Source organism: Pantoea sp. CCBC3-3-1 (assembly GCF_007981265.1).
Classification (GTDB): Bacteria; Pseudomonadota; Gammaproteobacteria; order Enterobacterales; family Enterobacteriaceae; genus Erwinia.
Genome location: NZ_CP034363.1, coordinates 2,054,671 through 2,081,149, shown reverse-complemented (window position 1 = coordinate 2,081,149; position 26,479 = coordinate 2,054,671). Strand labels below are relative to the sequence as shown.

26 protein-coding genes are annotated in these 26,479 nt (G+C 54.7%); 18 read left to right on the top strand and 8 right to left on the bottom strand.

Annotated features, from left to right (window positions below; translation table 11 throughout):
* Positions 1-6: 6 nt before the first annotated feature.
* Positions 7-1,512 (top strand): L-arabinose isomerase, encoded by a 1,506-nt coding sequence (gene araA, locus EHV07_RS09945; protein ID WP_147197467.1) that lies wholly within the window; start codon positions 7-9, stop codon positions 1,510-1,512.
* Positions 1,513-1,595: 83 nt separating this feature from the next.
* Here araA and EHV07_RS09940 read toward each other — a convergent pair whose 3' ends face one another.
* From EHV07_RS09940 to ytfQ, 6 genes are all read right to left on the bottom strand, one after another.
* Positions 1,596-3,266 (bottom strand): sulfatase, encoded by a 1,671-nt coding sequence (locus EHV07_RS09940; RefSeq protein WP_147197465.1) that lies wholly within the window; start codon positions 3,264-3,266, stop codon positions 1,596-1,598.
* A gap of 93 nt (positions 3,267-3,359) precedes the next feature.
* A complete protein-coding gene (locus EHV07_RS09935; RefSeq protein ID WP_147197462.1) occupies positions 3,360-4,589 on the bottom strand; it encodes an anaerobic sulfatase maturase in 1,230 nt (409 codons plus the stop codon).
* Between the two features lie 292 nt (positions 4,590-4,881).
* Positions 4,882-5,865, bottom strand: coding sequence for a galactofuranose ABC transporter, permease protein YjfF (gene yjfF, locus EHV07_RS09930; RefSeq protein WP_147197460.1), 984 nt, complete (start codon positions 5,863-5,865; stop codon positions 4,882-4,884).
* Complete coding sequence (gene ytfT / locus EHV07_RS09925) at positions 5,858-6,868, bottom strand: galactofuranose ABC transporter, ATP-binding protein YtfT (RefSeq protein WP_147197458.1); 1,011 nt, start codon at positions 6,866-6,868, stop codon at positions 5,858-5,860. The genes yjfF and ytfT overlap by 8 nt, the downstream gene beginning before the upstream one ends.
* Positions 6,861-8,390: a galactofuranose ABC transporter, ATP-binding protein YtfR gene (gene ytfR / locus EHV07_RS09920; protein ID WP_147197456.1), complete on the bottom strand. Its 1,530-nt coding sequence runs from the start codon at positions 8,388-8,390 to the stop codon at positions 6,861-6,863. The genes ytfT and ytfR overlap by 8 nt, the downstream gene beginning before the upstream one ends.
* A 46-nt stretch (positions 8,391-8,436) precedes the next feature.
* Positions 8,437-9,393 (bottom strand): galactofuranose ABC transporter, galactofuranose-binding protein YtfQ, encoded by a 957-nt coding sequence (gene ytfQ, locus EHV07_RS09915; RefSeq protein ID WP_147197454.1) that lies wholly within the window; start codon positions 9,391-9,393, stop codon positions 8,437-8,439.
* Between the two features lie 540 nt (positions 9,394-9,933).
* Between ytfQ and ydgT the strand changes: the two genes are divergently transcribed.
* The 10 genes from ydgT to EHV07_RS09865 all read left to right on the top strand — a co-directional run bounded on the left by ydgT (position 9,934) and on the right by EHV07_RS09865 (position 18,787).
* Positions 9,934-10,149, top strand: a complete 216-nt coding sequence (gene ydgT, locus EHV07_RS09910; protein WP_147197452.1) for a transcription modulator YdgT — start codon at positions 9,934-9,936, stop codon at positions 10,147-10,149.
* A gap of 308 nt (positions 10,150-10,457) precedes the next feature.
* On the top strand, positions 10,458-11,039 hold the full coding sequence (gene rsxA, locus EHV07_RS09905) for an electron transport complex subunit RsxA (RefSeq protein WP_067710437.1): 582 nt from the start codon (positions 10,458-10,460) through the stop codon (positions 11,037-11,039).
* Entirely contained in the window at positions 11,039-11,614 is a 576-nt protein-coding gene (rsxB, locus tag EHV07_RS09900) for an electron transport complex subunit RsxB (protein WP_147197450.1), read from the top strand. Before rsxA ends, rsxB begins: the two co-directional genes overlap by 1 nt.
* On the top strand, positions 11,607-13,967 hold the full coding sequence (rsxC, locus tag EHV07_RS09895; RefSeq protein WP_147197448.1) for an electron transport complex subunit RsxC: 2,361 nt from the start codon (positions 11,607-11,609) through the stop codon (positions 13,965-13,967). Before rsxB ends, rsxC begins: the two co-directional genes overlap by 8 nt.
* Positions 13,968-15,029: an electron transport complex subunit RsxD gene (gene rsxD, locus EHV07_RS09890; protein ID WP_147197446.1), complete on the top strand. Its 1,062-nt coding sequence runs from the start codon at positions 13,968-13,970 to the stop codon at positions 15,027-15,029.
* Positions 15,029-15,658, top strand: a complete 630-nt coding sequence (gene rsxG, locus EHV07_RS09885; protein WP_147197443.1) for an electron transport complex subunit RsxG — start codon at positions 15,029-15,031, stop codon at positions 15,656-15,658. The genes rsxD and rsxG overlap by 1 nt, the downstream gene beginning before the upstream one ends.
* Positions 15,651-16,346: an electron transport complex subunit E gene (locus EHV07_RS09880; protein WP_147197441.1), complete on the top strand. Its 696-nt coding sequence runs from the start codon at positions 15,651-15,653 to the stop codon at positions 16,344-16,346. Before rsxG ends, EHV07_RS09880 begins: the two co-directional genes overlap by 8 nt.
* On the top strand, positions 16,343-16,975 hold the full coding sequence (gene nth, locus EHV07_RS09875; RefSeq protein WP_147197439.1) for an endonuclease III: 633 nt from the start codon (positions 16,343-16,345) through the stop codon (positions 16,973-16,975). The genes EHV07_RS09880 and nth overlap by 4 nt, the downstream gene beginning before the upstream one ends.
* Before the next feature lie 414 nt (positions 16,976-17,389).
* Positions 17,390-18,079: a hypothetical protein gene (locus EHV07_RS09870; RefSeq protein WP_147197437.1), complete on the top strand. Its 690-nt coding sequence runs from the start codon at positions 17,390-17,392 to the stop codon at positions 18,077-18,079.
* Between the two features lie 228 nt (positions 18,080-18,307).
* Positions 18,308-18,787, top strand: a complete 480-nt coding sequence (locus tag EHV07_RS09865; protein ID WP_147197435.1) for a type VI secretion system tube protein TssD — start codon at positions 18,308-18,310, stop codon at positions 18,785-18,787.
* A gap of 113 nt (positions 18,788-18,900) precedes the next feature.
* On the opposite strand, the gene EHV07_RS09860 is transcribed toward EHV07_RS09865, so the two are convergent.
* Positions 18,901-19,728 (bottom strand): IclR family transcriptional regulator C-terminal domain-containing protein, encoded by an 828-nt coding sequence (locus tag EHV07_RS09860; protein ID WP_147197433.1) that lies wholly within the window; start codon positions 19,726-19,728, stop codon positions 18,901-18,903.
* A gap of 226 nt (positions 19,729-19,954) precedes the next feature.
* On the opposite strand from EHV07_RS09860, the gene EHV07_RS09855 reads away from it, so the two are divergent.
* From EHV07_RS09855 to catA, 7 genes are read left to right on the top strand one after another with little or no spacing between them, the layout of a single operon-like run.
* Positions 19,955-20,641 carry a 3-oxoacid CoA-transferase subunit A gene (locus tag EHV07_RS09855; RefSeq protein ID WP_147197431.1) on the top strand — a complete coding sequence of 229 codons (687 nt, stop codon included), beginning with the start codon at positions 19,955-19,957 and terminating at the stop codon, positions 20,639-20,641.
* 9 nt (positions 20,642-20,650) lie between these two features.
* Complete coding sequence (locus EHV07_RS09850; RefSeq protein ID WP_147197429.1) at positions 20,651-21,316, top strand: 3-oxoacid CoA-transferase subunit B; 666 nt, start codon at positions 20,651-20,653, stop codon at positions 21,314-21,316.
* On the top strand, positions 21,309-22,514 hold the full coding sequence (gene pcaF, locus EHV07_RS09845; RefSeq protein ID WP_147197427.1) for a 3-oxoadipyl-CoA thiolase: 1,206 nt from the start codon (positions 21,309-21,311) through the stop codon (positions 22,512-22,514). The genes EHV07_RS09850 and pcaF overlap by 8 nt, the downstream gene beginning before the upstream one ends.
* Positions 22,515-22,524: 10 nt before the next feature.
* Positions 22,525-23,304, top strand: a complete 780-nt coding sequence (gene pcaD / locus EHV07_RS09840) for a 3-oxoadipate enol-lactonase (protein WP_147197425.1) — start codon at positions 22,525-22,527, stop codon at positions 23,302-23,304.
* Positions 23,288-24,406, top strand: coding sequence for a muconate cycloisomerase family protein (locus EHV07_RS09835; protein WP_147197423.1), 1,119 nt, complete (start codon positions 23,288-23,290; stop codon positions 24,404-24,406). Before pcaD ends, EHV07_RS09835 begins: the two co-directional genes overlap by 17 nt.
* Before the next feature lie 8 nt (positions 24,407-24,414).
* The gene (gene catC / locus EHV07_RS09830) at positions 24,415-24,705 is read left to right on the top strand and encodes a muconolactone Delta-isomerase (protein WP_147197421.1); all 291 of its coding nucleotides are present in this window, start codon (positions 24,415-24,417) and stop codon (positions 24,703-24,705) included.
* A 34-nt stretch (positions 24,706-24,739) separates the two neighbouring features.
* On the top strand, positions 24,740-25,666 hold the full coding sequence (gene catA / locus EHV07_RS09825; RefSeq protein ID WP_147197419.1) for a catechol 1,2-dioxygenase: 927 nt from the start codon (positions 24,740-24,742) through the stop codon (positions 25,664-25,666).
* Positions 25,667-25,709: 43 nt separating this feature from the next.
* Here catA and EHV07_RS09820 read toward each other — a convergent pair whose 3' ends face one another.
* Complete coding sequence (locus EHV07_RS09820; protein ID WP_147197417.1) at positions 25,710-26,477, bottom strand: hypothetical protein; 768 nt, start codon at positions 26,475-26,477, stop codon at positions 25,710-25,712.
* Between the last annotated feature and the right edge of the window lie 2 nt (positions 26,478-26,479).

Genomic DNA, 26,479 nt, shown 5'->3' with positions numbered 1-26,479 from the left:
GATTTTATGACTCAGCTCAACGCGCTCAACGTCTGGTTTGTCATCGGTACTCAGCATCTTTACGGCGCGGAGACGTTACGTCAGGTGGAACAGCATGCACAGCAAGTGGTGGACGGGCTTAATCGTGGCGGTAATCTGCCGTTTACTCTGACGCTGAAGCCGCTGGTAAAAAGTCCGGATGAAGCGCTGGCCCTGTGCCGTCAGGCCAACCATGCCGAAGACTGCCTGGGCATTATTACCTGGCTGCACACGTTCTCTCCGGCAAAAATGTGGATTGGCGGCCTGTCGATCCTCAACAAGCCGCTGCTGCAATTTCATACCCAGTTCAACGCGGAAATTCCGTGGGAGAGCATGGATATGGACTTTATGAATCTTAACCAAACCGCGCACGGCGGCCGTGAATTCGGTTTTATCGGCGCGCGTATGCGTTTGCAACACAGCGTGGTAACGGGTCACTGGCAGGATAAAACCGCCCAGGAGCGCATTGGTAAATGGATGCGTGCCGCTGCGGCGAAACAGGCCAGTGCACAGCTTAAGGTTGCCCGTTTTGGCGACAACATGCGCGAAGTCGCGGTGACGGAAGGCGATAAAGTTGCAGCGCAGATCCAGTTTGGTTATTCAGTTAACGGCTGGGGCGTGGGCGACCTGGTCGAGGTGATCAACAGCGTGTCCGATGGCGATCTGCATGCCCTGATTGACGAATACGAAAGCCTGTATGACTTTACGCCTGCGGCAGCGGCCAATGGCGACAAGCGGCAAAACGTGCTGGATGCGGCTCGCATTGAGCTGGGCATAAAGCGCTTCCTTCAGGATGAAGGCTGTATGGCCTTCACCACCAATTTCCAGACGCTGCACGGCATGACACAGCTGCCCGGGCTGGCAGTACAGCGACTGATGGCGCAGGGTTACGGTTTTGCCGGTGAAGGCGACTGGAAAACCGCCGCGCTGCTGCACATCTTCAAAGTGATGGCGACCGGTCTGCCGGGCGGCACGTCATTTATGGAAGACTATACCTACCACTTCTCACCCGGCAACGAGCTGGTGCTCGGCTCGCATATGCTTGAAGTCTGCCCTTCTATCGCCAAAGAATCTCGCCCGTTAATTGACGTGCAGTATCTGGGCATTGGCGGCAAGGCCGATCCGGCACGCCTGATTTTCTCTGCGCCGGCGGGTCGCGCAGTGAATGCCAGCGTGATTGATATGGGCGATCGTTTCCGTCTGCTGGTGAACGCGGTGGACACTATTGAGCAGCCCCAGCCTTTGCCGAAACTGCCGGTTGCGCGAGCGCTGTGGCGTGCTCAGCCTTCCCTGGCTACCGCCTCTGAAACCTGGATTCTGGGCGGCGGCGCGCACCATACGGTGTTCAGCCAGGCGCTGACGGTTGAGGATATGCGTCAGTATGGCGAAATGCACGGCATTGAGGTGCTGGTCATTGATGAAGAAACCACGCTGCACGGCTTTAAGGACGCGCTGCGCTGGAACGAAGCCTACTATCGACTGAATCAACGTTAATGACTCAAACCGGGACCGCCCGACGGCTGTCCCGGTACGCCACGCTTATTACACCGTTCCTGACGTGCGCTGTCTGGCGCCTGCTATTCCTGCCGTTGTTTAAGCATCTCTGCAACCAGCCTCTCGGTTTTTTCAAAGGAAGCAAAGACCTTTTCACTGGCCTGCTCTTTATGATACTCATCCGGAATGACGCCGCTGTATTTATCACGCGGATTGTTGCCCCTGAGCCATTCGGCAGGAAAATCGGCCAGCTTTTTGCCTTCCGGCTGATGGCGGAAAACCATGCCCTGACTGTTTCTTTCGTTATAAGGAATAATGTTCGCCCCGTTATGATCCTTCAGGCTCTCAAATAGCTTTTTCCTCAGTGCAATTTTGGTATCAATCGTCTTTTTATCGGTGGCGTCAATCAGGTTGTTTTTCTCCTGCGGATCTTTCGCAATATTGTACAATTCCTCTTTATCCCACACGCCGTAATACTGAATGTATTTAAACTCCGGCGTGCGAATAGCTAACGTGGTCGGGGTGTACGGGAAGTTGTATTCCCAAAAATATTCATACACGAAGTAGTCTTTTCTCGGCGGCATGTTTTTGCGCTGCGTACCCAGCCCGAGGAAACTTTCACCATCATAGTTCGTCGGTTTGGCAATGCCCGCCGCATCAAGTAAGGTTGGCGCGATATCGATATTGGCAACCACATCCTCTACCACCTGGCCTTTAGCGAAGCCCGGCCCCGAGGCAATCAGCGGCACGCGCATTGACTCTTCATAGGCGGCTCGTTTATCAATTAAACCATGTTCGCCAAACATAAAGCCGTTATCACCCATGACCATAATGATGGTGTTTTTATCCAGCCCGCGCTGCTTCAGCCATGCATGAACCTTTCCGACGCTATTATCCACGCCGATCAGCGTCTCGTAGTAGTCGCGCTGAAACTGCTGCAAATCCATTTTTTTATTGTAGGGATAATCCACCCCATGCCAGCTGTTACGCTGGTTGCGCACCCACATCGGCTTTCCGGCATAGTTTGCGTCGGTATCGGCCCAGGTGTCAGGCAGCGGGAAATTAACGCTGGCGAGTTTGCCTTTATCCCGCACCGCAGGATAAAAATCTGCATGCACGCCTTTGTGCGACAGGTAGATCATAAAAGGCTTGTTTTTGTCGGTCTGATTCAGCCAGTCGAGGGCATAATCGGTCAGCTCATCGGTGATATAGCCTTTTTGCGGCGTGAGCCTGCCGTCAATATTTAACATGGCCTGTTCACCAAACATATTGATCGGATAGTAATCGCCCTGCCCCAGCAGCCCAACCCAGCGGTCAAATCCGGCTTTCGCCGTTTTATCGGCACCGCCAAAATGCCACTTGCCGAAGAAGGCGGTCTGATAACCTGCATCCCGCAGCTTTTCGGGGAAATAATGCAGGCGCGATAAATCAGACGGATTATTATCGGAAACGCCATGATTATGGACATACATGCCCGTCAGAATGCTGGCCCGGCTTGGCGAACTGAGTGAGGTGGTGACAAACGCGTTTTTAAACCAGGTGCCGTTACGGGCGATCTCATCCATGTGCGGCGTGGTAATTCTCGGATTGATAAAGCCGAAGGCGTCATAGCGCTGATCGTCGAGAAGGATATAAACAATATTCGGCTTGTTTTGCGTTGGCGCTAAAGGGGCTGCATTGACGTTCCCCTGCGCCCAGGCTGCTCCGCCCGTAACGCTGCAACAGAGCGCCAGCATCGTTAATCTGTTTTTCATAGTCGACCTCTCTTTTTGACGCCCGTTCCGCTGGGCGTGCCGTTATTAAAGGATGGCGAAGCAATGTAAAGACCGCTGCTTGTTATGATGTCGTTACCCTCCCTGATAATATTTTTTCATGATCTTCCTGATGCGCTGGGCGGGAAGCTGCTGATGCATCAGCGGCAATAATTCGCGCATGACGGGCAGACAATGGTGCAGATGCAGGGACAGACCGTCACAGAAATAATTTTTGTTGGCCCTGCCGTCGCCAGCCAACAGAAAACGGTGCTTCGGACAGCCGCCATGACACTGCGCCCGTACGCTGCATTTCAGACAGTCGGCACTGAGATTGTTGAGCTTTCGCTGGCCGAACGCCTCCTGATTTTCGCTATTCACCAGGGAGGCCAGCGTGTTCTGGTTGATATTGCCGAGTTTGTATTCAGGCCAGACAAAGTGATCGCAGGCGTAAACATCACCGTTGGCTTCCAGCACCAGATTGCCGCCGCAGGTTTCACTGTGTACGCAGATGCCAGGCAGGCCGGTCAGGCTCGCCAGCGTTTGCTCAAAATTCATCACAAACACCGAGCCGAAATCATGCTGTATCCAGTGGTCAAACAGCGTATTCAGAAAGCGTCCCCAGGCTTTGGCGGGGGTTGACCAGGGTGCGACCCGACACTGACCGCTGAAATCGGGCTGGATCAGCGTCATGCCATCGGCATCCGGCTGTGTGCTCTGCCGCTCTACCAGCGGGATGTATTGCTGATAACGGCTGCCAGCGCGCTTGAGAAAATGGTAAATCTCCAGCGGCTTTTTAACGTTGTCAGCGTTAATGACGGTGAGCGTATTAAACTCGACATGATGGCGCTTTAACGCCGCCAGTCCGGTCATAACAGCGTCAAAAGTGCCGTCTCCGGCCCGCGTTTTTCGGTATAAATCGTGGCTGGCCTTGTCGCCATCCAGCGAGATTCCCACCAAAAACCGATGCGTTTTAAAAAACAGCGCCCACGCATCGTTAAGGCGAATACCGTTGGTCTGGAAAAAATTGTTGATGGTTTTGCCGTGGCGATAGTGCTGCTGAAGCCGCACGGCTTCGCGAAAAAAATCGAGGCCCAGCAGGGTGGGTTCTCCCCCCTGCCAGATAAAGTCGACCACGTCGGCCTGCTGTGCGTCGATGTGCTGCCGGATAAAGTTTTCGAGGGTTGCGCCGTTCATTTTCCCGTGGTGCTGACCCTGTGGATAGAGCTGCGCTTTTTCAAGATAGAAGCAGTAATCGCAATGGAGATTGCAGAGCGAACCCGATGGCTTCGCGATAAGCTGAAAATTCTGCCGTTGCGCCTTCATCACACCTCCCTGGTGGTCATATGCGTTGCCGGAAACCGCTATCCGATGCGGCTTTTCCCGGTGGTCCCTTTTTTGAGCGAAAAAAAACCTGAGAAAGCGACAGCATTACTCTGCATGTCGCTTTCTCAGGTTTCGCCTGCATTACAGTTACGCCCTGTGTCGGGGGACACTACTCCGCTTCGTGTTCCCCTGACAACGCCGTTAATTTCTGAATGTGAGACCAGTCACGCTAAAATTTTCACTTTTTCGTAATTGCCATCCCGCATGGAAACGCGCTCGCATAAGTAAAACTTCAGGTGAGCCGCTTCACCGGTGCATTTTGCTGCCGCTCCCATATCACCGTTAGCAGCCGCTGTAGCGCAATGAAAGCAAACAGCAATATGCCAATAGCGATTTTTGTCCACCAGGAGCTGAGCGTGCCGTCAAAGTTGATCCAGGTTTGGATTAATCCCTGAATCAGCACGCCAAACAGCGTGCCCAGCACGGTGCCAACCCCACCAGAAAGCAGCGTTCCGCCAATCACTACCGAGGCAATCGCGTCCAGTTCCACGCCCATGCCTGCCAGGGCATAGCCTGCAGAGGTATAGATTGAGAAGACGATGCCGGCCAGCGTCGCCAGCATGGAGGACAGCATATAGACGCGCACCGTTGTGCTGCGCGTGGAGATCCCCATAAGCTGGGCCGAGGTGGCATTACCGCCAACGGCATAGACCTGATTGCCAAAGCGGGTGCGGTGTGCCAGCACAATGCCCACCACAACCACAAGCAGCATAACCACGGCCAGCAGGCTGAGACGGCCGCCGCCGGGAATTTTCCATGCCATGCCGGACAGCGTCGTGTAAAGCGGATGATCGATCGGAATCGAACTTTCCGCCACCAGGTAGCTGCTGCCGCGCAGAAAAAACATCCCCGCTAACGTGATGATAAACGCCGGAATTTTCAGCGCATCGATCAGCCAGCCCATCAGCGCGCCAAAAGCGGACCCCATGACCAGCACCAGGGCAAACGCCAGCCAGGGATCGAGATGGAAATCGCCTATCGCCCGAGCCAGAAACACGCCGGTAAAAGCGATTACCGAGCCGACCGATAAATCGATACCGCCGGAGAGGATCACAAACGTCATGCCGACGGCGATAATACCGAGAAACGCGTTATCGGTCAGAATGTTGGCAATAACCCGCGTGGAGGCAAATCCAGGATACTGGCTCAGGCAGAACAGATAGCCCGCGACAAACACCAGCAGTGTAATGGTTAATGGCAGATGACGTTTAAACACGTGGGCGCCCTCGCCTGAACAGGTTGATAAAGCCCGGAGCCTGGATCAGCAGCACGGCCATGACGACAACGGCTTTTACCACCTGATTCAGCTCAGGCGGAAAACCGGAAAGTAAGATACCCGTGTTCATTGCCTGAATGATCAGTGCGCCGGTTAACGACAGCAGCAGGTTGAAGCGTCCGCCCATTAGCGACGCGCCGCCAATTACTACCGCCAGAATCGCGTCCAGTTCCAGCCACAGACCGGCGTTGTTGGCATCCGCCCCGCGAATATCCGCGGTGACGATCAGCCCGGCCACCGCCGCACAAAAGCCGCTGATAATATAGGTGCTCATCACAATAGCCGAGCCGTTTACCCCGGCATTTCGCGCCGCCCGCAGGTTGATGCCTGTGGCTTCAATAAACATACCCAGCGCCGTTTTGCGCACCAGCAGCCAGACCAGCAGCGCCAGCATCAGCGTTATCCAGAGCGGTATCGGCAGTAGCCACAGCGTGCCGCTGCCAAGCCGCGCAAGCGCTTCGCTGTCAAAGGTCACAATTTGCCCCTGGGTGATCAGCTGTGCGACGCCTCGTCCGGCCACCATCAGGATCAGCGTGGCCACAAACGGCTGGATTTTCAGTAACGCCACCAGCACGCCGTTCCATACGCCACAAAGAATCCCCACGCCCAGCGTGGCAAGCACGATGATGCTCAGGCTGTGTCCGGCTACCGTCAGCGTCGCCGCCGTTGCGCCCGCAATCGCCATCACCGCCCCGACCGACAAATCAATGCCGCCGGTCGCAATCACCAGCGTCATGCCGATGGCCAGTAGCGCAACGGGCGCGGCACGGTTAAGGATATCGATGGGGCTGCCAAAAAGACGGCCATCCTGAAGATGAATAGCAAAGAAGTTGTGCGTCACCAGGCTGTCGGCGAGCAGCACCAGGATCAGCGCCGCAATTTGCGGCATTCCTCGTGGAAAACGCTTTGGCCTTTTTTCCGATGTGAGATGAGTCTCAAGCATATGTCCCCCCAGCCGCAATTGCGTTAACCACGGCGGCCACCGAAAGCTCGGCCAGCGAAATTTCTGCCACCTGCTGGCGATCCCGCAGGATCACCACCCGATCGGCATAGCCCACCAGCTCTTCCAGCTCTGAGGAGATCACCAGCAGCGCCAGCCCATCGGCGCAGAGCGATTCGATCAGGCGAATGATTTCCGCGTGGGCGCCGACATCAATGCCGCGCGTTGGCTCGTCGAGGATCAGGAATTGCGGTTTTGTCACCAGCCAGCGTGAAAGTAAAACCTTCTGCTGATTGCCGCCCGAGAGCAGCTCGACGGGTTGTTCTGCGTGAGGCGTACGAATACCCAGGCTTTTGATAAAGCGTTCGGCTATCTGTTCCTGTTCACGCCGCTTAACCGGGCGGAGCCAGCCCCGCTGGGCCTGAAGGGCCAGAATAATATTTTCCCGCACCGACGCCGCACCGATAATGCCGTCGGTTTTACGATCTTCCGGGCAAAAGCCCATGCCCAGACGGGATGCCTGAGCAGGCGTGCGGATCGTGCGTTTTTTTCCCCTGATGAAGGCGCTGCCGCTGTCGGCACGTTTAATGCCAAACAGCAGCTCAGCGGTTTCGGTTCGTCCCGAGCCAAGCAGACCGGCAAGGCCAACCGCTTCGCCAGGACGGACGCTCAGGCTAAACGGTTCGATGGTCCCTTTCTTGCCGTAATCCTGGAATTCCACCACCGGCTGATTGCTTTTTAAGGTGCTGCCCGCGCGCTGTAGCGCGGTTTCCAGCAGCTCACGTCCCAGCATCAGCTTAATCAGCTCCAGACGCGGCAGCTCGCGGGTTTCCCGCGTAGCGACGAATTGCCCGTTGCGTAAAACGGTGATTCGATCGCTGACCTTGTAGACCTGATCGAGAAAATGCGTGACAAAAATCAGCCCCATACCCCGGGCTTTTAGCTGATTCATCAGCGTAAACAGCATTTCGACTTCGCTGGCGTCCAGGCTGGCCGTCGGTTCGTCGAGGATCAATATCTGGGCCGAAAGATCGACGGCGCGGCAAATCGCAATAATCTGCTGCATCGCCACTGAATATTGACCCAGCGGCCTGGTCACATCCAACTCAAAGCCATAATTGTTGAGTAAGGCATTCGCCTGCCTGACCAGCTTGCGGCGATTGATAAAGCCGAAACGTTTGGGTTCACGGCCAATAAACAGGTTATCGGCAACCGACATATCAGGCAGCAGATTCACTTCCTGATAGACGGTGCCAATACCCGCCTTTTGCGCTTCCGCCGTACTGCGCGGATTGATTTTATTACCCGCCAGCTCAATGCTTCCGGCATCACGTTGGTACACGCCGGTCAGGACTTTAATCAGCGTGGATTTTCCGGCGCCGTTTTCCCCCAGCAGCGCCATAATTTCTCCGCTGCATACGGAAAAGGAGACATTGTCCAGCGCCTTTACGCCTGGAAAAGTTTTACTGACGCCGCTGATGCCAAGCAGCGGTGCGGAAGAGAATACCCCGGTGTTGATCGCCATTCGCCATACCCTAAAAAAGCCGCCTGGCAGTCAGGCGGCGAGAGGATCAGTAACCCATGCCTTTTTTCTTATCGAGTTGCGCCTGGGCATCGGCAGTAAGAAAGAGTCTGGATTCGGTTTTGATAATTTTTGGCGGCTGAACGCCTTCTTTGCGGAATTTCTCCAGCGCGTCAAAAGCAGGGCCAGCCATATCTGGGGTCAGTTCGACGTTTGCATTTGCCTCGCCAGCCAGCATCGCTTTATAAATATCCGGCACGCCATCGATAGATCCGGTCAGGATATCTTTGCCCGGTTTGAGCCCTGCTTCTTTAATTGCCTGAATAGCACCGATGGCCATATCGTCGTTATGGGCGTAAACCATGCAGATGTTTTTGCCGTTGTTTTCCGCCTTGATAAAGCTTTCCATCACCTCTTTACCTTTGCTGCGGGTAAAGTCGCCGGACTGGGAACGAATGATTTTGAGGCCAGGCGCATCAGCGATCGCTTCTGCAAAGCCTTTTTTACGGTCAATCGCCACGCTGGCCCCTACCGTTCCCTGCAATTCAACGATGTTGCAAGGCTTACCGGCGCGCTCTTTAACCAGCCAGTCGCTAATCAGCTTGCCTTCATAAACGTTGTCGGCGGTGACCACTGCCATATACAGCGATTTGTCTTTAACCACGATGGCGCGATCCAGCAGGAAAACCGGGATTTTTGCGTCCCGCGCTTCCTCAAGTACCGGTTCCCAGCCGGTTTGCACTACGGGCGCAATAAAAATGGCATCAACGCCCTGGGCAATAAAGGAGCGCACCGCTTTGATTTGATTCTCTTGTTTTTGCTGGCCGTCGGCGATTTTTAGCGTAATTCCACGCTTTTTCGCCTCGCTTTTCGCCATGCTGGTTTCCGCTGCGCGCCAGCCCGACTCCGAACCGACCTGAGAAAAACCAACCGTAAGGTTTTCTGCCAGCGCGGCACCCGACAGGCTTGCGCTAACGAGGGTGGATAAAAGTAAACGCTTCCACATGGTCACTGCTCCTCTTAACTTTTTTTATTGTGTAGGGTCAAATGCTGACAAAGTCTGGACCACGACGCGGAAAACATTTTCGACAATGCTCACAAAACGTCGCAAATAAAGGCAGTTACCAAAACGCAGCACATTCTGCACGGCAATAATATGGATTAATGGCCTGGCAGAGCGGCGGATGATTTGTTAATTATTTGTAGAAAAGAGAAACGGTTATCGCGAGGCCTCATGAAACCGATTACAAGCAGCAGGTCAGGTTCTGTCATAATCGCCTTATTCAGAAAAACGGCGTTTGTTGTGGAATATGTGACGGCGAGCACATCTTATGCTGCCAGCCATTAACCAGAACTTTTACCGCCTCTTTGCTTTTGAAAATGACTTCATATCGGAAATAGCGCTATTAAGGCAATGGCGGTATTAAGAATGCGGAAATGACTTACTCTTTATTCTGAATTTATCTTCTTTTTGCATTAACCGTATAGACACTTTTTTTGCGGGTCATATACTTGGAGCCTCTTATATCTGACCTCAACGGCAAACATGACAGTTCAAGATTATCTGTTAAAATTTCGTAAAGTAAGTTCTCCGGATACCCTGGAGAAACTCTTCGACCACCTCAACTACTCTCTTACCGATAACAAAGAGATTATTGACATGTATCGTGCTGCCGATCACCGCCGTGCCGAGCTGGCCTCAGGTGGTCGTCTGTTTGATCTTGGCTGTGTGCCGAAGTCCGTCTGGCGCTTCGTGATATAACCCGTTTCTGGAACCGTGAAAGCGTCACGCGTTGGCCCACCGTGGTCAGTATTCCTGTCCGTAAGTGCGTTGCTGGTTGCTAAATGACGCAGCGCGCTGTTTATTTTTCCTTGTTTTTTACCCCTGACGCCACCTTCGCCAGTCAAAATATTAATCTGTTATTCAATAAGTTAAGTAAACAAGACGCGCTGCCCGTCGCTTAAAAAAAAAGCAAAAGTTTTCTCCTCAGTGCGATTACCCCGGCCTGCGGTTGTCGCAGAGCCTGGAATATCCGATAATAACGCGTTTTATTTTTCTCAGGCGTAATCATGACTGACTACCTGCTTCTTTTTATTGGCACAGTGCTGGTGAATAACTTCGTTCTGGTGAAGTTTCTCGGCCTCTGTCCCTTTATGGGCGTTTCCAAAAAACTGGAAACCGCGATTGGCATGGGACTCGCCACCACTTTCGTTATCACACTGGCCTCGATTTGCGCATGGCTGGTGAATCACCTGATCCTGCTGCCGCTGGATCTGGTCTATCTGCGCACCATGGCCTATATCCTGGTGATCGCCGTTGTGGTGCAGTTCACCGAAATGGTGGTGCGTAAAACCAGCCCGGACCTTTATCGTCTGTTAGGCATTTTCCTGCCGTTGATCACCACTAACTGTGCCGTGCTGGGCGTTCCGCTGCTGAGCGTGAATCTCAACCACACGTTTTTACAGGCCGCGCTGTATGGCTTTAGCGCTTCGCTTGGCTTCTCGCTGGTGATGGTGCTGTTCGCCGGTATCCGTGAGCGTCTGGTGCTGGCCGACGTGCCCGCCCCGTTTAAAGGGTCGTCGATTGCGCTGGTCACCGCGGGACTGATGGCGCTGGCATTTATGGGCTTTAGCGGATTGGTAAAATTCTGATGAGTGCGGTGTGGATTGCTGTTGCGGTATTAAGTGCGCTTGGCCTGCTGTTTGGCGGCCTGTTGGGCTATGCCTCGCGCCGGTTTAAGGTTGAAGAAGATCCGATTGTTGAACAAATCGACGCGATTTTGCCACAAAGCCAGTGTGGGCAGTGTGGCTACCCTGGCTGCCGCCCCTATGCGGATGCGGTCGGCAACAATAATGAGATGATCAATAAATGCGCGCCGGGCGGCGAGCAGACCATGCTGAAGCTGGCAGCGTTGCTGAACGTTGAGCCGCAGCCGCTGGGCGATGAAGAAGCACGCGAGCCGGAGCGCAAAGTTGCCTGGATCGATGAAGAAAACTGTATCGGCTGTACCAAATGCATTCAGGCTTGTCCGGTCGATGCCATCGTCGGCGCCACGCGCGCGATGCACACGGTGCTGAGCGATGTCTGTACCGGCTGCGACCTGTGCGTTGCTCCCTGCCCAACCGACTGCATTGAGATGCGTCCGGTAGCGACGACTACCGCTAACTGGAAGTGGGATCTGCAAAGCATCCCGGTCAAGGTCATTTCTGTGGAAAGCCATGCGTAATCTGTTTAAATTCCTTAAAAAAGAACCACTTTGGGATTTCGAAGGCGGTATCCATCCCCCTGAAATGAAAACCCAGTCTACCGGCACGCCGCTGCGTCAGCTGCCGCTGCCGGCGCGGTTTATTATTCCCATCAAGCAGCATATTGGTCACGAAGGTGAACTGCTGGTCAGCCCGGGCGATAAAGTCCTGCGCGGTCAGCCGCTGACCTTTGGCCGTGGCCGGATGCTGCCGGTGCATGCGCCCACCTCCGGTACCGTTGAGGCTATTGCGCCTCATATGACGGCACACCCTTCTGCGCTGGCGGAAATGTGCATCTTTATCACGCCGGATGGCGAGGATCGCTGGATCGAAAAAAACCCGCTGGCCGACTATCGTCAGGCAGAGCGGTCAACTCTTGTCGAGATGATCCATCAGGCGGGCGTGGCCGGTCTTGGCGGTGCAGGCTTTCCGACCGCGACCAAGCTGAAAGGCGGCCTTCGCGGCGTGAAAACGCTGATTATCAATGCCGCTGAGTGTGAACCTTACATCACCGCCGATGACCGGCTAATGCAGGATTGCGCCGCAGAAGTGATTGAAGGCAGCCGCATCCTGGCGTGGGTGCTGCAATCCGAGCGGGTGCTGATTGGCATTGAAGATAACAAGCCGGAAGCGATTGCCGCGCTGAAAAAAGCGCTGGGCGGCGCGCTGGATATGCAAATTCGCGTGATCCCCACTAAATATCCTTCCGGCGGCGCGAAGCAGCTCACTAAAATCCTCACCGGGCTGGAAGTGCCCCATGGCGGACGCTCAACCGATATAGGCGTGCTGATGCAAAACGTCGGCACAGCCTGGGCGGTTAAACGGGCCATTATCGATGGCGAGCCGCTGACCGAGCGCGTAGTAACCTTAACCGGTGAGTCAGTACAGCGGCCTGGCAACGTGTGGGGCCGAATTGGTACGCCAATCAGCCATCTGTTGCAGCAGGCTGATTTTACGCCGATTCCCGGCCAGATGGTGATCATGGGCGGCCCGCTGATGGGCTTTACGTTACCAACGCTCGACGTGCCGGTGGTGAAAATCACCAACTGTATTCTCGCCCCTTCCGCCAGTGAAATGGGCAACAACGACGACGAACAATCCTGTATTCGCTGTAGCGCCTGCGCCGATGCCTGCCCGGCGGCGCTGCTGCCGCAGCAGCTCTACTGGTATAGCCGTGGCGGCGATCACGACAAGGCTCGTGAGCACAATATCGCCGATTGCATTGAGTGTGGTGCCTGTGCTTACGTCTGCCCAAGCAATATCCCGCTGGTGCAGTATTACCGTCAGGAAAAAGCGGAAATTCGCGCTATCGATCTGGAAGCCGAACGGACGGCGCAAGCTAAAGCCCGTTTTGAAGCGCGTCAGGCTCGTCTTGAGCGCGAAAAACTGGCGCGTGAAGCCCGCCATCAGCAGGCTAAACGCACCGTCAGTAAGGATGATAAAGGTGAAATCGATGCGGCGCTGGAACGCGTGAAGGCGAAACAGGCACAGGCGAAGCAGGAGAGCAATGACAACGTTGCGCTTGCGCAGCGGGATGCCCGTAAAGCGACTGCGCGTGCGCATCAGGCGGAAACACAGTCTGAGACAGAACCGGCGACGCGTCAGGCTGGCGATCCGCGTAAAGCGGCTGTTGAAGCAGCTATCGCCCGCGCCAAAGCGAAGAAAAGCGCTCAGGCGGCCGGTAGTGATGTGGCCTCAGCGACAGACGTGGCTCCTCAGGCTAAAACAGCTCAGACCGACGCGCCGGTTGATCCGCGCAAAGCCGCCGTCGAGGCCGCTATCGCCCGTGCCAAAGCAAAGAAAGCCGCTCAGGCGGCGGGAAATGCTGTGGCGGAAGCGGCTCCGGTAGCAGCAAGCGCTGCAACAGCTGAAGCGGCACCGGCTGAAGCACCAGCCGAAACCGACGCGCCGGTTGATAAACGCAAAGCCGCCGTTGAAGCCGCCATCGCCCGTGCCAAAGCGAAGAAAGCCGCTCAGGCGGCGGCAGATGCTGAAGCGGCGCCGGTAGCAGCAAGCGCTGCAACAGCTGAAGCGACGCCGACAGCAGCAAACGCTGTAATAGCCGAAGCACCAGCCGAAACCGACGCGCCGGTTGATAAACGCAAAGCCGCCGTCGAGGCCGCTATCGCCCGCGCCAAAGCGAAGAAAGCCGCTCAGGCGGCGGGAAATGCTGAAGCGGCACTGGCGGCAGCAAGCGCTGCAACAGCCGACGCGACGCCGACTGAAGAAGATCATGAAGGATCGGCGGTTGTCGATCCCCGCAAAGCAGCAGTGGCGGCGGCCATCGCTCGCGTTAAAGCGCGCAAAGCGCAGCATTCTACGCAAGAGGATTAAATGGCTTTTCGCATCGCTAGTTCGCCCTACACTCATAACCGCCGCAGCACCGGCACTATCATGCTGCTGGTTCTGCTTGCCTGCCTGCCGGGCCTGGCGGCCCAATGGTACTTTTTCGGCTGGGGCACGCTGATCCAGGTCGTGATTGCCGCCGCCGCAGGTATTGGTGCCGAAGCCGCTATCCTTAAGCTGCGTAAACAGCCGTTAGCCAAGACGCTGGGCGATAACTCTGCCCTGCTGACGGCTTTGCTGCTGGGGATCAGCATCCCCCCGCTTGCCCCCTGGTGGGTTATCGTTATCGGTACCGTTTTTGCCGTGGTAATCTCCAAGCAGCTTTACGGCGGGCTGGGCCAGAACCCGTTCAACCCGGCGATGGTCGGCTATGTGGTGCTGCTGATCTCCTTCCCGGTACAGATGACCAGCTGGCTGCCGCCGGACGCGCTCCAGGCCGTGACGCCTGGCTTTGCTGATACGTTGAGCATGATTTTCCACGGCCTGACGCTGGACGGTCATACCATGCAGCAGCTGCAAATTGGCGTCGACGGCGTCAGTCAGGCTACGCCGCTGGATACTTTTAAAACCGGTCTTCGCGCGGGCCACAGCGCAGAGCAGCTGCTGGCCGAGCCGATTTACAGCGGCGTCATTGCCGGCCTCGGCTGGCAGTGGGTCAACATTGGCTACCTGGTCGGCGGCCTGTTCCTGCTGATGACTCGCAGCATCCGCTGGCATATTCCCGTCAGCATCCTGCTGTCGCTGGCGGTGTTCTCAACGCTGGGCTGGCTGCTCTCGCCTCAGGGCCTGGTCTCACCGGTGGTACACCTGTTCTCCGGCGCAACCATGCTTGGCGCGTTCTTTATCGCTACCGATCCGGTAACGGCCTCAACCACCAATAAAGGTCGTCTGCTGTATGGCGTACTGATTGGCCTGCTGGTCTGGCTAATTCGCAGCTATGGTGGTTATCCGGACGGCGTGGCCTTTGCCGTACTGCTGGCAAACATTACCGTGCCGCTGATTGATTACTATACTCAGCCGCGCGTTTACGGCCATCGTAAGGAGAAGTGATGCTGGATGCGATTCGTAAAAACGGCGTCACGCTGGCGCTGTTTGCTGCCGTGACCACCGGACTGACGGCGGTGATTAATGCCGTGACCAAACCGACCATTGAGCACCAGACCGTGGTGCAGCAAAAAATTCTGCTCGATCAGGTTGTGCCGCCGGAGCTGTACAATAACCACATTCAGCAGGAGTGTTATCTGGTCAGCAACCCGGCGCTCGGCAACGGCGGTCATCACCTCTATCTGGCACGTAAAGATGATAAACCGGTGGCCGTGGCGCTTGAGACAACCGCGCCGGACGGCTATTCTGGCGCAATTCAGATGATTGTCGGCGCAGATTTTAACGGTAAAGTGCTGGGTGTGCGCGTGGTTGAACACCATGAAACGCCAGGCCTCGGCGACAAAATAGAGCTGCGTATTTCCAACTGGATCAACAGCTTTAATGGCGTTCAGCTGCACGGTAAAGATGACCAGCACTTCGCTGTAAAAAAAGACGGCGGTGATTTCGATCAGTTTACCGGCGCAACGATTACACCACGCGCGGTCGTGAACGCGACAAAACGCGCTACGCTGTTTGTTGAAACGTTGCCGGGGCAACTCGCCTCGCTGCCAACCTGTGGAGACTCCAATGAGTGAAGCTAAAACCCTGCTGATCGGCGGGCTGTGGAAAAACAACTCGGCGCTGGTACAGCTGCTGGGCCTCTGCCCATTACTGGCGGTCACGTCCACCTCAACCAATGCGCTCGGGCTGGGACTGGCGACAACGCTGGTGCTGACCTGTACTAACAGCGCCATTTCCGCCTCGCGCCGCTGGGTGCCTGCCGATATCCGTATTCCGATCTATGTGATGATTATCGCTGCCGTGGTGAGCTGCGTGCAGATGCTGATTAACGCCTACGCTTACGGCCTGTATCAGTCGTTAGGGATTTTTATTCCGCTGATCGTGACTAACTGTATTGTGGTCGGTCGTGCTGAAGCGGTCGCTTCGCGCAGCAGCGTGCCGCTCTCGGCGCTGGACGGCATGGCAATTGGTTTAGGGGCAACCAGCGTGATGGTGGTGCTGGGATCGATCCGTGAAATTATCGGTAACGGCACCATTTTTAACGGTGCCGATCAGCTGCTCGGCCCGTGGGCGAAAGTACTGCGCGTGCAGGTCGTTCATTTCGATTCGCCGATGCTGCTGGCGATGCTGCCGCCGGGCGCGTTTATTGGTCTGGGCATGCTGCTGGCCGCCAAATACCTGATTGATAACAAGATGAAAGCGCGTGCAGCCCGTAAGGCGCAGCAGGCCGCCGTGCCGGAAGGGAAAGCGAGTGCCGCGTGAATAAGGACAAGCGTCAGCAAATTTTAAGTCGACTGCGGGATAACAACCCGCATCCCACCACGGAGCTGGTGTTCTCTACCCCGTTTGAACTGCTGATCGCCGTGCTGCTTTCCGCACAGGCCACGGACGTCAGCGTTAATAAAGCTACCGCAAAGCTTTATCCGGTAGCGAATACGCCCGCGGCCATTCTGGCGCTGGGCGTGGACGGCGTAAAAACGTACATCAAGACTATCGGTCTGTTTAACAGTAAAGCCGAGAACGTGATCAAAACCTGCCGCATTTTGTTGGAGCAGCACGGCGGCGAAGTGCCGGAAAACCGCGAAGCGCTGGAAGCCTTGCCTGGCGTCGGGCGAAAAACCGCTAACGTGGTGCTAAACACCGCCTTCGGCTGGCCGACGATTGCTGTTGATACGCATATTTTCCGCGTCTGTAACCGCACCAAATTTGCGCCCGGCAAAAACGTTGAACAGGTGGAAGAGAAGCTGATCAAAGTCGTTCCCAAAGAGTTTAAGGTCGACTGCCATCACTGGTTTATCCTGCATGGCCGCTACACCTGCATCGCCCGCAAGCCGCGCTGTGGTTCCTGTTTGATTGAAGATCTGTGCGAATATGGCGAGAAAACGGACTGATTTTCGACGGCAGACTGGCTCCCTGCTCAATTAAAATTATTAAATCAAAAAAGGTGGTCTGGGAGTCCTGTCGACGCCAGGCCAGCGCCAGTGCGGTTCCATCTACAGCAGGATAGTCCAGCCGCTGTGCATCATCGCAATCAGACAGCCTCTACAACGTTTCCTGCCCGGCACTGTTCAAAACCCCCAGCCGTTCGCTTTTGCCTGTTGCTTTACCGCGAGTTGTCATCCTGCCCCCGGAAATAATGTCCGTATCCGGATCGCTCTGAGGGCACTAAAAAACAGTGATACCCTTCAGGCTCGTGCCGTAAAACTGCCCTAAGTGCCAGTATCTGTGACCCGACTGTTTACCGGACGCTTTTCCGAGTGTAAAAATAACCAACGGCATTTAATGAAAACTAGCAAGGAGCAGCTATGTACAACAATGAAGTTATCAGTTATTTGCAGGCCAATAACATTCTTGCATTAAAGTTTGAACATGCATTAAAGGGCGTTGAAAAAACAGTATCAAATCAGATTGAAATGATAGGTGCAGGTGTTACGCGTGCGCTGTATTACACATCCTGTTTTACGGATGAATATCAGGACGTCTGCCAACAGCAAAAGACCGAGGATATCAGATTTTCCAGAGCAATTTATCGACTTATACAGCATAGAAACATCGTCTGTGACATGCTTGAAATATATTTCGAAGAAATATTTAAATATAAGACCTCCGATCAATTGGAAAATATCAAACAAATTCTCATGATGGTCAACATTCATATTGCCGCCAGTTCACTGACAAAAGCAGGTTTTGCTTTAGCAGCAGCATCATCTGTCGCCGTCGGCATGAATCTGAGTGTTGATATGAGTGCCTTAGTTGGAGCCAGGGCTACAAAATTCCTGGTAGGGGCAGGTCTATATGGCATCGTCCAGAAAGCAGCAGATAGCGCACACCGTCTTCACTTAACCTATCCTGCTTACTACTCTGCACTGTATGCGCAAGAATTGGAAATGATGTACTTTTTAGTCGAACCATTATTTGAACGTGCTGAGGCGTTTAAAGCTCAGTGGACATCTGATGAAGGTATCGCCGAAATTATCACCAGGATGATTCGGTAGATATGATGAATCTGATTTTAAGAATTTTTAGGCGAATATTTAGTTCATTAGTTTCTTATTATGGACCTGCTGTACTTACACTTTTGTTTTCAGTCGTCTTTTTCCAATTATTCCCTGATGGACCTGTCTGGCCTGTGCCTGTATTTTTTATAATTATGGTCTTTTGTTTTTGATGGATAAAAAACTGTATGACTAACACTAGTCTAACCCCACTGATAAGGAAATTACATGTCTACACCCGCACATTTATGGCTTGAAGATGAGAACGGTTCTCCGATTGTTGGCAGTTGTCTAATGCCACAGCGGCTGGGCTCTGTCGAGTTAAAATCATTCTCCCATGCTGTCACTATTCCGGTTGATCCGAGCTGGGGAAAACTGACTGGTACGCGCGTTCACCGCCCTGTCACGATAGTGAAGGAATTTGATCGGACAACACCACTCCTGTACCGCGCCGTCTGCGAAGGTCGAACCATGAAGAAGGCGACAATCAAGATGTACCGTATTCTGGAATCAGGCATCGAGGCCGAGTATTTCAATATCATTCTGGAAAACATCAAATTCACGACGGTTGCACCCTACCTGTCTCCTAACGGTATGAGTAGTACGCATCTTGAAACGCTCGAATTGCGCTATGAGGCGATCACCTGGAAGTATACGGAAGGAAATATTATCTATCGTGATTCATGGAACGATCGTTGTTGTGCCTGATAACAGTGGATCCAGAGGAGGCAAATGCCTCCTCCGACACTAAAAAATCACAGGCTGGAAAAGGCTATCTTTAACGAGAAGAAAAATGCCCGGCTTAACCCGCGGCGCTTACGCTATAACAGCAGCGCCAGTTCCATTGCCGCACGCTGCAATCTCGGCAGGAACCTGTCATGTAAATCCGTTAACGAAACCTCCGCGGCATGCGTCCCGACATTCATCGCTGCGACCACCCCGCCTTTGCGTGAATACATCGGCACGGCCAGCGAACGAAGCCCCAGTTCCAGCTGCTGATCGTTAATGGCATAACCCTGCTGCTTCACTTTTTTCAGCTGCATCCGCAGCGCCTGCTCATCGGTCAGGGTGAACGCCGTCAGCGCGTCAAGTTTTACCCGCGCGAAGTAGCCAGCCAGTTCCTCTTCCGTCAGTTCAGCAAGCAGCACCATGCCCATTGAGGTTGCGTAAGCCGGTAAACTGCTGCCGCGATCCAGATCGATTTTCATAATGCGTTTTTTGGATGCCCGGGCGATATAAAGGATCGCATCCCCATCCAGCGTCGCGACCGAACAGGACTCATCAAGCTGCATGCTAAGATACTCAAGCGCGGTTTGCGCCTGCCGCGCCAGGTTTGAAGAGTGCAGCCACGCATGACCAATCGTCAGCACGCGCGGCAGCAGCTGATAATGCCGACTGTCGGATGACCAGACAAAGCCCAGGGCATTGAGGGTGTAAAGGCAACGTCGTACGACGGCACGATGTAACCCGGTATTTTCTGCCAGCTGCGGCACCGTCATCGATGCGTGTTCCGGTGTGAATGCCTGCAATACGGTTAGTCCGCGCGCCAGCGAGGTCATAAAGTTAGGATCGCCCTTATAGCGCGCGTTTGCCAGCTCGCTGATTTCCTGCACGTGCTGAAGTTCACTGTCGTTATTGCTCTCTGCCATACTCCTGTCCCTCGCGGTCGCGTTTTATATCCTGAGTTAACAGTATTTTTTTATCTTTTCCTGCCCCCCTGCCTGCGAGTTAACAGTTTTGCAACAACCATCACAAATCCCACGGCAGAATCGGTTTTGCTTCGATAATCGCACACAATACTGTTATTCGCACTTGTTGCGGGTCACTTGTTGCCCTAATTTTTCATCAGGTCATGTTTAAAAGGACTCCCCCGTAATGATTAATAAAGTGCTTAGCTCAACGGATGAAGCCGTGGCGGATATCGCTGATGGTGCCGTACTGATGATTGGCGGCTTCGGCCCGGCCGGTCAGCCCGCTGAACTGCTGGATGCCTTAATCCGTCATCGTCCACGCAATCTGACCGTGATCAGCAACAATGCCGGAAACGGCGACTACGGCCTGGCTGCCTTGCTGGCCGCTGGCTGCGTGCGCAAAATCATCTGTTCCTTTCCGCGCCAGAGCGATTCATGGGTATTTGACCAGCTTTACCGCGAGAAAAAAATTGAGCTGGAGCTGGTGCCGCAGGGCAACCTGGTGGCACGGATCCAGGCGGGCGGCTCAGGGTTAGGCGCGGTGTATACCCCGACCGGCTACGGTACGCAGCTGGCCGAAGGGAAAGAGGTCCGCGAGTTCGAGGGCCGTCATTACGTGCTGGAGATGCCGCTAAAGGCCGACTTTGCGTTGATTAAAGCGCTCAGAGGCGATCGCTGGGGCAACCTGATCTTTAACCAAACTGGCCGCAACTTTGGCCCGATTATGGCCGCCGCGAGCAACTGCACGCTGGCTCAGGTAAGCGAAGTGGTTGCCCTGGGCGAGATCGATCCCGAAACCGTGGTGACGCCAGGTATTTTTGTGCAGCGTCTGGTAGAGATCCCCACGCAGGAAATCCGGCTGAGCGCCTGAGGAGAAACGATGAAAGGTTTACATCACCAGCAGCTTGCGCAACGTATTGCCCGTGATATTCCCGACGGTGCATACGTTAACTTAGGCATCGGCCTGCCCACGATGATCGCGGACTACCTGCCTGCGGAAAAAGAAATTTTCCTGCACAGTGAAAACGGTATTTTAGGTATGGGGCCCTCGCCCGCTGAAGATCACGTCGATCCTGAACTGATTAATGCCGGAAAACAGCCGGTGACGCTGTTGCCCGGCGGCTGCTTTTTTCACCATGGTGATTCGTTTGCAATGATGCGTGGCGGCCACCTGGATATCTGCGTGCTGGGCGCTTACCAAGTCTCAGAACAGGGTGACCTGGCTAACTGGAGCACCGGCGAAGCGGATGCCATTCCGGCCGTGGGTGGCGCGATGGATCTGGCTATTGGGGCAAAAAAAGTCTGGGTTATGACCACCCATCTGACCAAAAAAGGTCAGTGCAAGCTGGTCGAAACCTGTCGCTATCCGCTAACGGGTATGCAGTGTATCGATCGCCTCTACACGGATATGGCGGTAATGGATATTACGCCCGCAGGCATAGTGGTCATTGAGCTGCTGGGTGACATTACGGCGGATTATTTGCAGGAAATCACCCCGGTTGCCCTGCAATTTGCGCTGGCTGAGGAGGAAGTGACGCATGTCTGAGGCGTTTATTTGTCAATCAACCCGCACCCCATTTGGCCGCCTCAATGGCAGCCTGGCAACAATACGTGCCGACGATCTGGCCGCCCTTCCTCTTGCGCAGCTGCTTAAGCTTGCGCCGCAGCTGGACGCGGAAGCCATTGATGATGTGCTACTCGGCTGCGCCAATCAGGCCGGCGAGGATAACCGTAACGTGGCACGTATGGCGTTATTACTGGCGGGACTGCCGGTTAGCGTACCCGGCTGCACGCTGAATCGCCTGTGCGGATCGAGCCTGGACGCGGTGGCTGTGGCAGCGCGGGCGATTAAAAGCGGCGAGTGCGATCTGATGATTGCGGGCGGCGTCGAAAGCATGTCGCGCGCCCCCTACGTGATGGGCAAAGCCGGTTCGGCTTTCAGCCGCCAGCAGCAGATTGAAGATACCACTATGGGCTGGCGTTTCGTCAATCCCGAGATGAAAGCGCGTTACGGCGTGGAATCGATGCCGCAAACGGCAGAAAATCTGGCGCGTCAGTATCATATCAGCCGTGCCGATCAGGATGCTTTTGCGCTCAGAAGCCAGCAGCGCACCGCCGCCGCGCAGGAAAAGGGGTTTTATCAGCCGCAGCTTGTCGCCGTCACGCTTCCGGCGAAAAAAAACGCGCAGCCCGTATGCTTTCAGCAGGATGAACATCCCCGCGCCACCACGCTTGCGCAGTTAAGCCGCCTGAAGCCCGTTGTCGACAGCGATGGTAGCGTAACGGCAGGAAATGCATCAGGCTTAAATGACGGTGCCTGCGCCATGTTTGTTGCCAGTGAAGCGGCGGTGCGTCGCCACGCGTTACGGCCGGTCGCGCGCGTGGTGGCCAGCGCCACCAGCGGCATTGCCCCCAGCGTAATGGGCTTTGGCCCGGTCGGTGCCGTGGAACGCGTGCTGCATAAAAGCGGGCTGTCGCTGCAACAAATGGACGTTATCGAACTGAACGAAGCCTTTGCTGCCCAGGCGCTGAGCGTAACAAGGGCGCTGGGCTTACCGGACGATGCCGAATGGGTCAACCCTAACGGCGGCGCGATTGCGCTGGGGCATCCACTTGGCGCATCTGGCGCGCGCCTGGTGATGAATGCCGTACACCAGCTGCAAAACAGTCAGGGTCGTTACGCGCTTTGCACGATGTGCATTGGCGTCGGCCAGGGCATCGCGATGATTGTGGAACGCGTCTAAGGAGCGAAATATGGACAGCGAATACCGACTGGATGGGCCAGAGGCGGCTCCCGTCCTGATACTGTCGAACTCTCTCGGCACCAGCTGGAAGATGTGGGATGCGCAGCTGCCCTGGTTTACGCAGGCGTTTCGCGTTCTGCGCTACAACACGCGTGGGCATGGCAACGCCTCCCCCGGTGACGGTAAAATAACGCTGGAGACGTTGAGCAATGATGTGATTGCTTTGCTTGATCGTTTGGAGATTGAACGCGCGCATTTCTGCGGTATTTCACTCGGCGGGCTGACCGGTTTATGGCTTAACCGATACGCACCCACGCGCTTTAACCGTTTTGTGATAGCCAACAGCGCCGCCAAAATTGGCACAGCAGAAGCGTGGCTGAGCCGGGCCGAAAGCGTGCGTCAGGCAGGCATGAAGACGGTGGCTGAAGGCTCAGCGCAGCGCTGGTTCACCGATGCGTTCATTGACGCTCATCCCGACGTTGTCGCTTCGCTGATTGCAGAAATGAAGCTGCTCTCGCCTGAAGGGTATGCTGCCTGCTGCGAGGTGCTGGCCGCAGCCGATTTGCGCACGGAAGTCGCAAACATGACGCGGCCGATGCTGCTGATCGCCGGTCAGGCCGATCCCGTTACCACCCTGAACGATGCGCGGTGGATTCAGGAACGTGCCCCGGCGGCAACCTGCTGTACCCTGCCCGCCTCTCATCTTTCTAACGTCGCCTGTCCGGCTGAATTCAGCCAACAGGTACTGACTTACCTGACTTCCGGAGCGATTCATGGCCTTAACGATTGAAGCCCTTTCCTGCTGGCTGGTGGATATTCCCACTGTTCGTCCGCACAAGCTGTCGATGGTAACCATGGGCTGCCAGACGCTGACCATTGTTAAAATGACCTGCGCAGGCGGCATTAGCGGCTGGGGCGAGGCGACGACCATTGGCGGATTGAGCTACGGTCCTGAAAGCCCTGAGGCGATCAAATCCGCCATTGATGGCTATCTGTCGCCGCTGCTTTGCCAAAAAACCTTCAGCGGCGTCGAATCGCTGGCTGAAACCATGAATACCAGCGTAAAAGGCAACACCTTTGCCAAATCGGCGCTGGAAACTGCCTTTCTTGATGCGCTGGGCAAGGCGCACAATTTGCCGGTCAGCAGCCTGCTCGGCGGCGCGCTGAGTGAACGGTTACCGGTGCTCTGGACGCTGGCGAGCGGCAGCACGGAAAAAGATATTGATGAGGGACATCGCCTGTTGGCGGAAGGTCGTCATCGCGCTTTCAAGCTGAAGATTGGCGCGAAGCCGCTGGAAACCGATCTGGCGCATGCGCTGGCGATCAAAGCCGCGTTGGGTGACGACGTTCCGGTACATGTTGATGTCAATCAGGCCTGGGATATGACCACCGCACTGAAAGCTATACCTCAGCTGCACGACGGCGGTATCAGCATGATCGAACAGCCGCTGGCGTTGCAGGAACGCCACAATCTTATTGCGCTCAGCCAGCGCATGCCGGTGACGATCCTGGCCGACGAAGCCGTCACCGACAGCCATGCTGCTTTTGCGCTGGCAAGCGGCGGCTTTACCGGCGCTTTCGCGCTGAAGATCGCCAAGGCTGGCGGCCCGGCGCAGGTGATTAAGCTGGCTCACGTGGCCCAGTCGGCGGGTATTTCGCTCTATGGCGGCACCATGCTGGAAGGCACGCTGGGCACGGTGGCTTCGCTGCATGCCTGGTCTACGCTACAAATGCGCAGCGGCACCGAGATGTTCGGTCCGCTGCTGTTAAAAGATGACATCGTAACGACACCGCTGGATTATCAGAACGGTCAGGTGAAATTGCCACAAGGCCCGGGCCTGGGCATTGAAATTGATGAAGACAAACTTCGGCACTACGCCCGTAAACAGTGAGGAACAACATGCTATTTAAAGTAGAAATGACGGTAAATATTCCCGCGACGCTATCGCCAGATCGTGCCAGCGAATTAAAAGCGCAGGAGAAAGCCTATGCGCAGAAATTACAGCAGTCAGGGAAATGGCGTCATATCTGGCGCCTTGCCGGCCTGTATGAAAACGTCAGTATCTTTGACGTCGAAAATAACGACGAGCTACATGAAATCCTGACCGGTCTGCCTTTATATCCTTATATGACGATGAAAATTCAGCCTCTGTGTCGCCATCCTTCCTCAATAAGAGATGATGACCAGTAAATAATAATAGCTACCCTACAAAGAGGAAGACGCCATGTCTCAGACCCTGATTAACCCTGTAGAGCTGGAAAAGCTGCTGGCCATCAGCTGTGGCATTACGACAGACAGCGGCGATGACCGTTTTAAAGCAATCCTGACTCAGCTACTGGGCGACGTGTGCCGCACCATCGACAAGTTTGATGTCACCGATGAAGAGTTCTGGCAGGCGGTGAACTATCTCAACGTTCTTGGGGAACGTAAGGAGGTGGCGCTGCTGGCGGCGGGGCTGGGACTGGAACACTTTCTTGATATGCGCGCGGATGCTAAAGCGGAGGCCGAAGGCACCGCTGGCGGCACGCCGCGCACCATTGAAGGGCCGCTGTATGTCGCTAATGCGCCGCTGGCGGAAGGGTATACGCGTATGGATGACGGTACGGACGAAGGAGAACCCATGTGGCTTTATGGCCGGGTAACGGATCCGCAGGGCAACCCGGTAGCCGGTGCCGTTGTCGATATCTGGCATGCTAACACGCTGGGAAATTACTCTTTCTTTGACCGGTCGCAGAGCGAATATAACCTGCGCCGCCGCATTAAAACCGGCGCGGATGGCTACTATGCGGTCAGAAGTATCCTGCCTTCCGGCTACGGCTGCCCGCCTGATGGCCCTACTCAGACGTTGCTGAATCAGCTTGGCCGTCACGGTAATCGCCCGGCGCATATTCACTTTTTTGTCTCCGCGCCCGGCTGCAAGCATCTGACCACGCAGATCAATCTGAATGGCGATCTGTGGCTGTGGGACGATTTTGCCTTTGCCACGCGCGAAGAGCTGATTGCCGATCCGGTTAGCGTCACCGATAAGGCCCTGGCCCGAGAGCGGGATATGCCGTCGCCGCACACTGAGGTGAAGTTTGATTTCCAGCTGGTGCCGAGCAAAGAGAGCCGTGAACAGGAAAAAATTAAACGCGAACGCGTACTGGGGTGAGTTCGGTTTTTAACGCGCAATCGGGCAGCAGGGAAATGCCCGATTATTGAGATTTTTCAGAAAAGCTATCGAACATTTTATAGGTCTTTACATCAAAGAGCGAAACGGCTTCAACCTGATCCATAGGAATAACATGTCGGAAATGCTGTAAATTAAGCGGTTCAGAACGTGGCGTAATATTTTCACTGAGATAAAGCTCGTAGTATCGGTGTTGTTCGTAATATCGAAGCGTATCTTTATCACGGTAGCCACTAATATAAGGAATGATGGCCAGATGCTGTGTATGCGTATGTTCAATTCGCGGAGCTGCAACATAGCCAATGTAGACTTTTCTGGATTTTAGCGTAACGAAAATAAGTTTATCTTCATCGATCGCCTGAACTAATAGCGCTTCAATGCCATCCTGCGCAGCCACTTCGCGATAGGCAGCAAGGCGCTTCTTTTCATCTTCAATTTCTTTTTTGGCATTATTTCCCGCGAACCAGGCAAAAAGACCGGCGGTGCCTAAAGAAAAATAAAAAAAAACAGGATATGACATGATCTTGATTTCGGTTAGCCACGAAAAAAGATCAACGTGGATATCCGGCCATATCAATCCAAACAAATTTATAAGCTGCGTGATTAACAGCAGCAACAAAAAAAGAACTAAAACGAACCCAAATCCCAGAATGGCAAACCTGCAGCCGTGCATTGCTACGTAAAAATAAGAAGCCCAGCCGTTACTTCTGGCCTGCCGGATGCGGGACTGATAATGGTTTTCTGTGTACCAGACCCCGCATACGAGGACGATCATAATGACCAGAGGACCCATTG